This window comes from Scandinavium lactucae (genome assembly GCF_033843265.1).
GTDB lineage: Bacteria > Pseudomonadota > Gammaproteobacteria > Enterobacterales > Enterobacteriaceae > Scandinavium > Scandinavium lactucae.
In genome coordinates this window covers 99,010-107,952 of sequence record NZ_JAWXRD010000039.1, presented here as the reverse complement: position 1 = coordinate 107,952, position 8,943 = coordinate 99,010, and the positions used below count along the sequence as shown (strand labels likewise).

Annotated in this window: 9 protein-coding genes; 5 read left to right on the top strand and 4 right to left on the bottom strand. The window is 50.6% G+C overall.

The window, feature by feature from the left end:
- Positions 1-147: 147 nt before the first annotated feature.
- Together mobB and mobA are read right to left on the bottom strand one after the other, a co-directional pair.
- Positions 148-663 carry a molybdopterin-guanine dinucleotide biosynthesis protein MobB gene (gene mobB / locus SIK69_RS17630; RefSeq protein WP_319629641.1) on the bottom strand — a complete coding sequence of 172 codons (516 nt, stop codon included), beginning with the start codon at positions 661-663 and terminating at the stop codon, positions 148-150.
- The gene (mobA, locus tag SIK69_RS17625; protein ID WP_319786663.1) at positions 660-1,244 is read right to left on the bottom strand and encodes a molybdenum cofactor guanylyltransferase MobA; all 585 of its coding nucleotides are present in this window, start codon (positions 1,242-1,244) and stop codon (positions 660-662) included. The genes mobB and mobA overlap by 4 nt, the downstream gene beginning before the upstream one ends.
- Before the next feature lie 69 nt (positions 1,245-1,313).
- On the opposite strand from mobA, the gene SIK69_RS17620 reads away from it, so the two are divergent.
- The 3 genes from SIK69_RS17620 to dsbA all read left to right on the top strand — a co-directional run bounded on the left by SIK69_RS17620 (position 1,314) and on the right by dsbA (position 3,304).
- Positions 1,314-1,583, top strand: a complete 270-nt coding sequence (locus SIK69_RS17620; RefSeq protein WP_319629639.1) for a YihD family protein — start codon at positions 1,314-1,316, stop codon at positions 1,581-1,583.
- Positions 1,584-1,667: 84 nt separating this feature from the next.
- Positions 1,668-2,654, top strand: coding sequence for a serine/threonine protein kinase (locus SIK69_RS17615; protein WP_319629638.1), 987 nt, complete (start codon positions 1,668-1,670; stop codon positions 2,652-2,654).
- Positions 2,655-2,680: 26 nt separating this feature from the next.
- Entirely contained in the window at positions 2,681-3,304 is a 624-nt protein-coding gene (dsbA, locus tag SIK69_RS17610; RefSeq protein WP_319786662.1) for a thiol:disulfide interchange protein DsbA, read from the top strand.
- Positions 3,305-3,353: 49 nt separating this feature from the next.
- On the opposite strand, the gene yihG is transcribed toward dsbA, so the two are convergent.
- Positions 3,354-4,265 (bottom strand): 1-acylglycerol-3-phosphate O-acyltransferase, YihG family, encoded by a 912-nt coding sequence (gene yihG / locus SIK69_RS17605; RefSeq protein WP_319786661.1) that lies wholly within the window; start codon positions 4,263-4,265, stop codon positions 3,354-3,356.
- Positions 4,266-4,661: 396 nt separating this feature from the next.
- Here yihG and polA point away from each other — a divergent pair, with 396 nt between their 5' ends.
- Both polA and spfP read left to right on the top strand, forming a co-directional pair.
- Positions 4,662-7,454, top strand: coding sequence for a DNA polymerase I (gene polA, locus SIK69_RS17600; protein ID WP_319786660.1), 2,793 nt, complete (start codon positions 4,662-4,664; stop codon positions 7,452-7,454).
- A gap of 210 nt (positions 7,455-7,664) precedes the next feature.
- Entirely contained in the window at positions 7,665-7,712 is a 48-nt protein-coding gene (spfP, locus tag SIK69_RS22995) for a small protein SpfP (RefSeq protein ID WP_071892919.1), read from the top strand.
- A 91-nt stretch (positions 7,713-7,803) separates the two neighbouring features.
- Here spfP and yihA read toward each other — a convergent pair whose 3' ends face one another.
- Entirely contained in the window at positions 7,804-8,436 is a 633-nt protein-coding gene (gene yihA / locus SIK69_RS17595) for a ribosome biogenesis GTP-binding protein YihA/YsxC (protein ID WP_319629634.1), read from the bottom strand.
- Positions 8,437-8,943: the final 507 nt, after the last annotated feature.

Genomic DNA, 8,943 nt, shown 5'->3' with positions numbered 1-8,943 from the left:
GCCGATGGTAGTGTGGGGTCTCCCCATGCGAGAGTAGGGAACTGCCAGGCATCAATTAAGTAAGAAGCCCAGTCGAAAGACTGGGCTTTTTGCATTTCTACGATCGGTCACCAGATAACAGGCAATACAATGATTGCCTGGTCTGTATTATTTTTTCATTTCACCTGCACACCAATACTCAATAAAATCAGCTATTTGAGTGATATTGCTGATATCCAGTAGAGGAACACACGCCTCAACAGGCGCATCACTGGCCACCGCAATGACGTGTTCATCAATGAGCAGGTCTTCAGGCTGATGCCCCATTCCCTGCCTGAACAGCAGAATTTTAGCGACAGGCTCATGCTTAAACCCTTCGACGAGCACAAGATCGAGCGTGGATGCATCCATTCGGCTGACCAGATAGGTAAGGTTGAGCTCTTCCTCATCGGGTGTTTCAGTCATTAATGCCCAGCGCTGAGAGCTGGCCACCATGGTTTGTGCAGCCCCGGCTTTGCGAAGCTCATAACTGTCTTTACCGGGTGTATCAACATCCATTCTATGGTGGGTGTGTTTGATCAGCCCGGGACGCAACCCTCGGGCGCACAACTCAGGGATGAGTGCTTTCAATAAAGTTGTTTTTCCGGTACCACTCCATGCGGAAATTGCCAGAACAGGGATCATTCTTTCTCCTGCATATTGCGCAGATCGTCTGGGGTATTTACGTTAATAAACGCGCCTTGTACGTCGCTAAAATCGACGCGATGACCATTCACCTGCTGTAGAAACACCATCACCCGACGCTCCCCGGCATGGAGATAACTCTCCAGCGATGACAAAACGCTGCGGTGGATTAGCGAGATCGCGGGGTGATCGCGCTCGCCGTCATAGGCCCACACCGCGGGAGCATTCGCTTTCATTTGCCAAAAGCGTTCTGAAAGAAAGCGCGGAATAAAGGGAGTATCGCAGGGTGAAAACAAAAACCATTCACCGTGTGAATGCTGCATCACCGAAAGCACGCCGGCAAGTGGGCCAGGATAATCAGCAAGCTTATCCTGAATGACAGGATAACCACTGGCTCGGTATACATCGAGCGAGCGATTAGCGCTAATCACCAGCGACTGAGTTTGTGGGATGAGCCGATGAGCGACATGCTGCCATAAAGCGGTGCCGTTCAGCAGCTGTAAGCCCTTATCTTCTCCCCCCATTCGACTCGCCTTACCGCCTGCCAGTACGACGCCAATGACCCCATGATGCTGATTCACAAATATCGCCTCTTTTATTGTGGGTTTGACCCTGCTAACGTGTGACGGTTAAGCCTAAGGAGCAAATGAATGAAATGTAAACGTCTGAATGAGGTGATTGAACTCCTCCAGCCGGCCTGGCAAAAAGAGCCAGAGCTGAATTTGATGCAATTCTTGCAGAAACTGGCGAAAGAGTCAGGTTTTGACGGAGAGCTGACGGATCTTTCCGATGATATTCTGATTTACCACCTGAAAATGCGCGATTCTGAGAAAGATGCGGTGATCCCAGGTATTAAGAAAGATTATGAAGAAGATTTTAAAACCGCGCTGCTCCGTGCTCGTGGCGTAATTAAAGAGTAAAAGCTTGTAAGCGGCGCAACCGAAAAGCCTGTGAAATGATATCCTGAATTATTCGCAGTAATTTCCGGATGATCAAATAATCGGATGAACGATAAGGCTTTTACTTTCCAGACTCTTCACCCGGATACCATCGTAGATGCTCTTTTCGATCAGGGTATCCGGGTGGATTCGGGGCTAACTCCGCTCAATAGTTATGAGAACCGCGTCTGGCAATTTCAGGATGAAGACCGGCGTCGTTTCGTCGTCAAATTCTATCGCCCACAGCGTTGGTCGGCGGAGCAAATTCGTGAAGAACACCAGTTTGCGCTTGAGTTGCAAGCCGACGATGTTCCTGTCGCCGCACCTATCGCATTCGATGGCGAAACGCTGCTTAGCCAGCAGGGATTCTCTTTTGCTGTCTTCCCAAGCGTGGGCGGGCGTCAGTTCGAACCGGATAATCTGGATCAGATTGAATGGGTGGGTCGCTACCTCGGCCGCCTGCATCAGACTGGCCGTAAGAAGCGCTTTAGTGCGCGGCCTGATATTGGGATTCAGGAATATTTACTGGAACCCCGTCAGATATTCGACGCCACCCCGCTGATCCCCTCATCCTTAAAGGCTGATTTCCTTGCTGCAACAGATAAACTGATCGACGCAGTCATGCAGCAATGGCACACCCGTTTTATCTCATTGAGACTTCACGGCGATTGCCATGCAGGCAACATTCTCTGGCGTGATGGGCCTATGTTCGTTGACCTTGATGATGCCCGTAATGGCCCTGCCGTACAGGATTTGTGGATGCTGTTGCACGGCGATCGTGCTGAACGTCTTATGCAGCTCGATATCGTTCTTGAAGCCTATGAAGAGTTCAGTTCATTCGATACGGCTGAGCTTTCCTTCATTGAACCTTTACGCGCTATGCGTATGGTTTATTACCTGGCGTGGATAATCCGCCGCTGGGGGGACCCTGCTTTCCCGGTTAATTTTCCCTGGCTTACAGAGGAAGATAACTGGCGCAGGCAAACCCAAATGTTCCTGGAACAAGTCCGAGTTCTCCAGGAACCCCCATTACAATTAACGCCAATGTATTAACCGACATTTTTAGGAGAGAGTTAACAATGAAAAAGATTTTTCTGGCGCTGGCAGGAATGATTCTGGCATTCAGCGCTTCCGCTGCGCAAATCACGGATGGTAAGCAGTACACGACGCTTGAAAAGCCCGTTGCTGGCGAGCCGCAGGTTCTGGAGTTCTTCTCATTCTATTGCCCACACTGCTACCAGTTTGAAGAAGTCCTTCACGTGTCTGATACCGTGAAGAAAAAACTGCCAGAAGGCACCAAAATGACCAAGTATCACGTTGAGTTCCTCGGCCCACTGGGTAAAGAGCTGACTCAGGCGTGGGCGGTCGCGCAGGCTCTGGGCGTAGAAGATAAAATCACAGCTCCAATGTTTGAAGCCGTACAAAAAACCCAGACCGTGCAGACCGTGGCAGATATTCGCCAGGTCTTCGTTAATGCTGGTGTTAAAGGCGAAGATTACGATGCAGCCTGGAACAGCTTCGTGGTGAAATCCCTGGTGGCGCAGCAGGAAAAAGCAGCCGCTGACATGCAGTTGCAGGGCGTTCCGGCGATGTACGTGAACGGCAAATATCAGGTGAACCCACAGGGTATGGATACCAGCAACATGGACGTGTTCGTGCAGCAATATGCCGACACGGTGAAGCAACTGGTTGAGAAGAAATAAAAATAACGCCGGTCACTGACCGGCGTTATTGTTTTCGCGCCTGGAAAATTCAATAACCTGATTTAACACCTGCCCCCGCTTTAATCTCTTCAATCCGGGAATCTTTTTCGGCCCATAACGCATTCAGCCATTGCTGAAAACCACGTTTAAAGTTTTTATCATTCGTATAGTCACCGTGCAGCTCATCGGTAACAGATATCAGCTCCACGCGCACAACAATGCGTGTTAACTTGCCGCTCAACATGTCGAAGAAAGGCGTCCGATCGTTTTCCGGATAGCAGAGCGTAACGTTCATCAATTTATCGAACTGACTGCCAAGCACATTTAAGGCCATCGCTACACCGGCTGCCTTCGGCGGGAGTAAATGCTGATACGGCGAACGAGTTTGCTGATGTTTCTCATCTGTAAAGCGAGAACCTTCGACAAAATTCACAATGGTGGTTGGGTGGTTACGGAATTTCTCGCAGGACAGGCGGGTCGTTTCGACATCTTTACCGCGGCGCTCCGGGTGGCGAATTAAATAGCTTCTGGAATAACGACGCATAAACGGCATATCCAGCGCCCAGCAGGCGAGCCCAATAAACGGTATCCATGCCAGCTGCTGCTTGAGAAAGTACTTATTCATTGGAATGTGCTTCCGGAACAGGACGCACAGCACCACGATATCTGCCCAACTGCGATGATTACAGATAAGCAGATACCATTTTTTTTTATTAAGGCCTTCCAGACCCTCAATATCCCATTTCAGCCACGGGTTCAGGTGCAGGAGTAGCGCCAGGCTAGAGCACCAGCAGTACATCATCAGGTTACAGAATGCTGAGATAGCGCGCCACACCACGGGAATGGGAAGCAGGAGTTTGGTCATTCCGGCGAGTATAATGGGCACCGAACAAGTAATGGTCACGACAATGGTCAGGGCGACACTCAGCACAAGCGTGATCGCAGCGAGTAATCTCGACATAATTAATTTATTCAGATAGTTAATTGTATAAAGTGCGGCTTACGCAGGCGCAAGAGGCTGATTTTACCAGAAATCCCCCCTAAACACGGGGACTACCAAAACAGAAAAGTAACGATTAGTTATATCCACACGGTACAAATAGTCACCAATGATGTGTTTAATGGTATGGATCTTTAATAACGTCATGAAAAATATAGTGAATATTGTTACATGGAATCAAGGGTGAACAGGATTTACTCGACGGAATAAATTTATGCACAAACTTATCCACAGAATGTGTTTGCGAGCGATCCCGAGGATCTATAAAACTTTTGCGGCAATAACGGCGAAAAACTCAAGTTTTACCTCTGTCTGTGGCATCCTTTACCCCTAATCTGATAAACAGGCACGGAAATTATGGTTCAGATCCAAGAAAACCCCCTCATCCTGGTTGATGGCTCCTCTTATCTCTACCGCGCATATCATGCGTTCCCCCCGCTGACTAACAGCGCGGGTGAACCGACAGGTGCCATGTACGGTGTGCTGAATATGCTGCGCAGCCTGATCATGCAGTATCAACCAACTCATGCGGCGGTAGTCTTTGATGCCAAGGGCAAGACTTTCCGTGATGAACTGTTCGAACACTACAAATCTCACCGTCCGCCGATGCCTGACGATCTCCGTGCGCAGATTGAACCGCTGCACGCGATGGTGAAATCGATGGGCCTGCCACTGCTGGCAGTATCCGGCGTTGAGGCCGATGACGTGATCGGCACTCTGGCACGTGAGGCTGAAAAAGCGGGCCGTCCGGTGTTGATCAGCACCGGTGATAAGGACATGGCTCAGCTAGTGACGCCGAACATCACGCTTATCAACACCATGACCAATACCGTGCTTGGCCCGGAAGAAGTGGTCACGAAGTACGGTGTGCCGCCGGAGCTGATTATCGATTTCCTGGCGCTGATGGGCGACTCCTCCGATAACATACCGGGCGTGCCTGGCGTGGGTGAAAAAACGGCACAGGCGCTGCTGCAAGGATTGGGTGGACTGGATACCTTGTATGCCGAGCCAGAAAAAATTGCCGGGCTGACGTTCCGTGGGGCAAAAACCATGGCCGCGAAGCTCGAGCAGAACAAAGAGATGGCGTATCTGTCATACAAGCTCGCGACCATTAAAACCGACGTTGAACTGGAACTGACCTGTGAACAGCTTGAAGTACAGTCACCTTCAGCTGATGAGCTTCTGAGCCAGTTCAAACAGTATGAATTCAAACGCTGGATAACCGATGTTGAAGCCGGGACCTGGTTACAGGCAAAAGGTGGAAAACCGGCGGCGAAACCAACAGCAGCAGCTTCAGCGGCTGTTGAAGTAGAAGCTGAAGAGCCTGCCGTGGCACTTTCCGCTGACAACTATGTCACCATTGTTGATGAAGCGACGCTCTTGCAGTGGATTGAGAAACTGAAAAGCGCGCCTGTTTTTGCCTTTGATACCGAAACCGACTGCCTCGATAACATCTCTGCCAATATGGTAGGCCTGTCATTCGCTACAGAGCCAGGTGAGGCCGCGTATGTGCCTGTCGCTCATGATTACATGGATGCGCCGGAACAGCTCTCTCGCGAGCGCGTGCTGGAGCTTTTAAAACCGCTGCTGGAAGATGAAAAGTGCCTCAAAGTCGGGCAGAACCTTAAATACGATCGTGGCATCCTGGCGAATTACGGTATTGAACTGCGCGGTATCGCTTTCGATACCATGCTGGAATCCTACACGCTCGATAGCGTGGCCGGACGGCACGATATGGACAGCTTGTCCGATCGCTGGCTCAAGCACAAAACCATCACCTTCGAAGAGATTGCCGGTAAAGGCAAAAACCAGCTGACCTTCAATCAGATTGCGCTGGAAGAGGCGGGGCGCTATGCCGCAGAAGATGCGGACGTCACCCTACAGCTGCACCTCAAAATGTGGCCAAAACTACAGAAGCACGCAGGCCCGCTGAATGTCTTCCAGACTATCGAAATGCCGCTGGTACCGGTGCTCTCTCGGGTGGAACGTAACGGGGTGAACATCGATCCTGACGTGCTGCACAACCATTCGGCCGAACTGGCCACGCGTCTGGTTGAGCTGGAGCAAAAGGCGCATGAGATTGCCGGTGAAGCATTTAATCTCTCTTCCCCGAAACAGTTACAGACTATCCTGTTTGAAAAGCAGGGCATTAAGCCGTTGAAGAAAACCCCTGGCGGTGCCCCGTCGACCTCGGAAGAAGTACTGGAAGAGCTGGCGCTGGATTACCCACTGCCGAAAGTCATCCTTGAGTATCGTGGGCTAGCGAAGCTGAAATCAACCTATACCGACAAGCTACCGCTGATGATTAACCCGAAAACGGGCCGGGTCCACACCTCGTATCATCAGGCCGTTGCGGCCACAGGACGCTTATCGTCCACAGATCCTAACCTGCAAAATATTCCGGTGCGTAACGAAGAAGGGCGTCGTATTCGTCAGGCGTTTATCGCGCCAGAAGATTATCTGATTGTCTCTGCGGACTACTCGCAAATTGAGTTGCGTATTATGGCGCACCTTTCACGCGATAAAGGCCTGTTGTCAGCCTTCGCGGAAGGCAAAGATATTCACCGTGCTACCGCTGCGGAAGTGTTTGGCCTGCCGCTGGATAGCGTCAGCAACGAACAGCGTCGCAGCGCGAAAGCGATTAACTTCGGTCTGATTTACGGCATGAGCGCATTCGGGCTTTCCCGTCAGCTGAACATTCCGCGGAAAGAGTCGCAGAAATACATGGATCTGTACTTTGAGCGCTATCCGGGGGTCCGTGAATACATGGAGCGCACCCGCGAACAGGCAAAAGAGCAGGGGTATGTTGAAACCCTGGAAGGTCGTCGTCTGTATCTGCCGGACATCAAATCCAGCAATGCGGCACGCCGCGCCGGTGCCGAGCGCGCGGCGATTAACGCTCCAATGCAGGGTACAGCTGCGGACATCATCAAGCGTGCCATGATTGCGGTCGATGCCTGGTTGCAGAAAGAACAGCCGCGGGTGCGAATGATCATGCAGGTGCACGATGAACTGGTGTTCGAAGTGCATAAAGACGACCTCGACGCGGTCACGAAGAAAGTTCACGAATTAATGGAAAACAGTACTACGCTCGACGTCCCGCTGCTGGTGGAAGTCGGTAGCGGCGTGAACTGGGATCTGGCGCACTAAGTGACTGTCAGGTGGCGAAATATTCGCCACCTGGACCCATTTTGAGTTCAGAAATGACGGTGGAAGTTTTTGTAAGTAAGCAACATAACTTATAGCGTTTTGTGATGATCATCGGAATTCGCTATGTAAAGAGTGAAAAAAAACTACAAAAAGTGCTTTCTGGGCCCAGCAAAAAAGAGTAAAGTTATTCGCGTAGGGTACAGAGGTAAGATGTTCTATCTTTCAGACCTTTTACTTCACGTAATCGGATTTGGCTGAATATTTTAGCCGCCCCAGTCAGTAATGACTGGGGCGTTTTTTATTGCGTGAAAGAAAATAAAAAAGCGCGGAGAGCACCGCGCCTGAAGGGTTATTCCGCTTCGCTTTCTTCTTCCTGCGGGGCGATTTCGCTGTACCAGGTATCGAGCTTCTGTCGCAGTTTATCCACACCGATTTTCTTCAGTGAAGAAAACGCTTCGACTTGAATATCGCCATTAAACGCCTGCACGGCCTCTCGCACCGTATTCAGCTGCGCTTTACGTGCGCCGCTCGCCAGCTTGTCTGCTTTTGTCAGCAGCACCAATATTTCAATGTTGCTGTCCACAGCCCATTCGATCATCTGCTTATCAAGGTCTTTCAGCGGATGGCGAATATCCATCAGGACGACCAGGCCTTTCAGGCAGAGGCGTTTTTCCAGGTATTCGCCCAGCGCGCGCTGCCATTTCAGCTTCATCTCTTCCGGAACTTCGGCATAGCCGTAGCCGGGTAAATCGACTACGCGCTTGCCTTCAACCACTTCAAACAGGTTGATGAGCTGCGTACGGCCCGGCGTTTTTGAGGTTCGCGCCAGGCCTTTCTGGTTGGTCAGGGTGTTTAGTGCGCTCGATTTACCTGCATTGGAGCGACCGGCAAACGCCACTTCAATTCCGGTATCGGACGGTAAGTGGCGAATATCTGGCGCACTAAGAATAAAATGCGTCTGTTGATAGTTCAGGGTAGTCAAAGGTGCATCTCCATAAAATCGGGCTATGGCGGGGAGTATACCTGAACAATGGCAAAAGGCGGCGTTTGTCGCGTGTTGCTGCTGTCAGCGTTATCCCTACAGTATGTAGGAGATTGGCTATTCTCCCTATGCGATATTTAGGAGAAGTTGCAGGACACTTTTTTTGACATTATATGTAAATCAAAACGTTAGCTTTTAGTATTTTTCCGAAAGTCGATTATTGTGCCTGACGGTGGCTTGTACGCTCTGCGAAACACGGTAAAGTACTTCTCATCAGGCGAGGATGCCGAAAGGAAAAGAACTCAGGACGAGGGTCAGGAACGCCAGGAGGCTAAGACGAAGGAATTGCCAGGAGGCAAACGTCCGGAGACGTTTTAAAGGGACAAGGACCAAGACACGGAGTGTTCTTCGCCAAAGGATAAACAGGGTGTGTTGGTGGCAAACAGGGAATGTGAGACCTGTAATGGGTTATGAGTCAGGAAAAAAGGCGACAGATTACTCTGTCGC

Coding starts and splice junctions, on each gene's coding strand:
- SIK69_RS17620 (WP_319629639.1), top strand. CDS start 1,314: ATGAAATGTAAACGTCTGAATGAGGTGATTGAACTCCTCCAGCCGGCC.
- SIK69_RS17615 (WP_319629638.1), top strand. CDS start 1,668: ATGAACGATAAGGCTTTTACTTTCCAGACTCTTCACCCGGATACCATC.
- mobB (WP_319629641.1), bottom strand. CDS start 663: ATGATCCCTGTTCTGGCAATTTCCGCATGGAGTGGTACCGGAAAAACA.
- yihG (WP_319786661.1), bottom strand. CDS start 4,265: ATGTCGAGATTACTCGCTGCGATCACGCTTGTGCTGAGTGTCGCCCTG.
- polA (WP_319786660.1), top strand. CDS start 4,662: ATGGTTCAGATCCAAGAAAACCCCCTCATCCTGGTTGATGGCTCCTCT.
- dsbA (WP_319786662.1), top strand. CDS start 2,681: ATGAAAAAGATTTTTCTGGCGCTGGCAGGAATGATTCTGGCATTCAGC.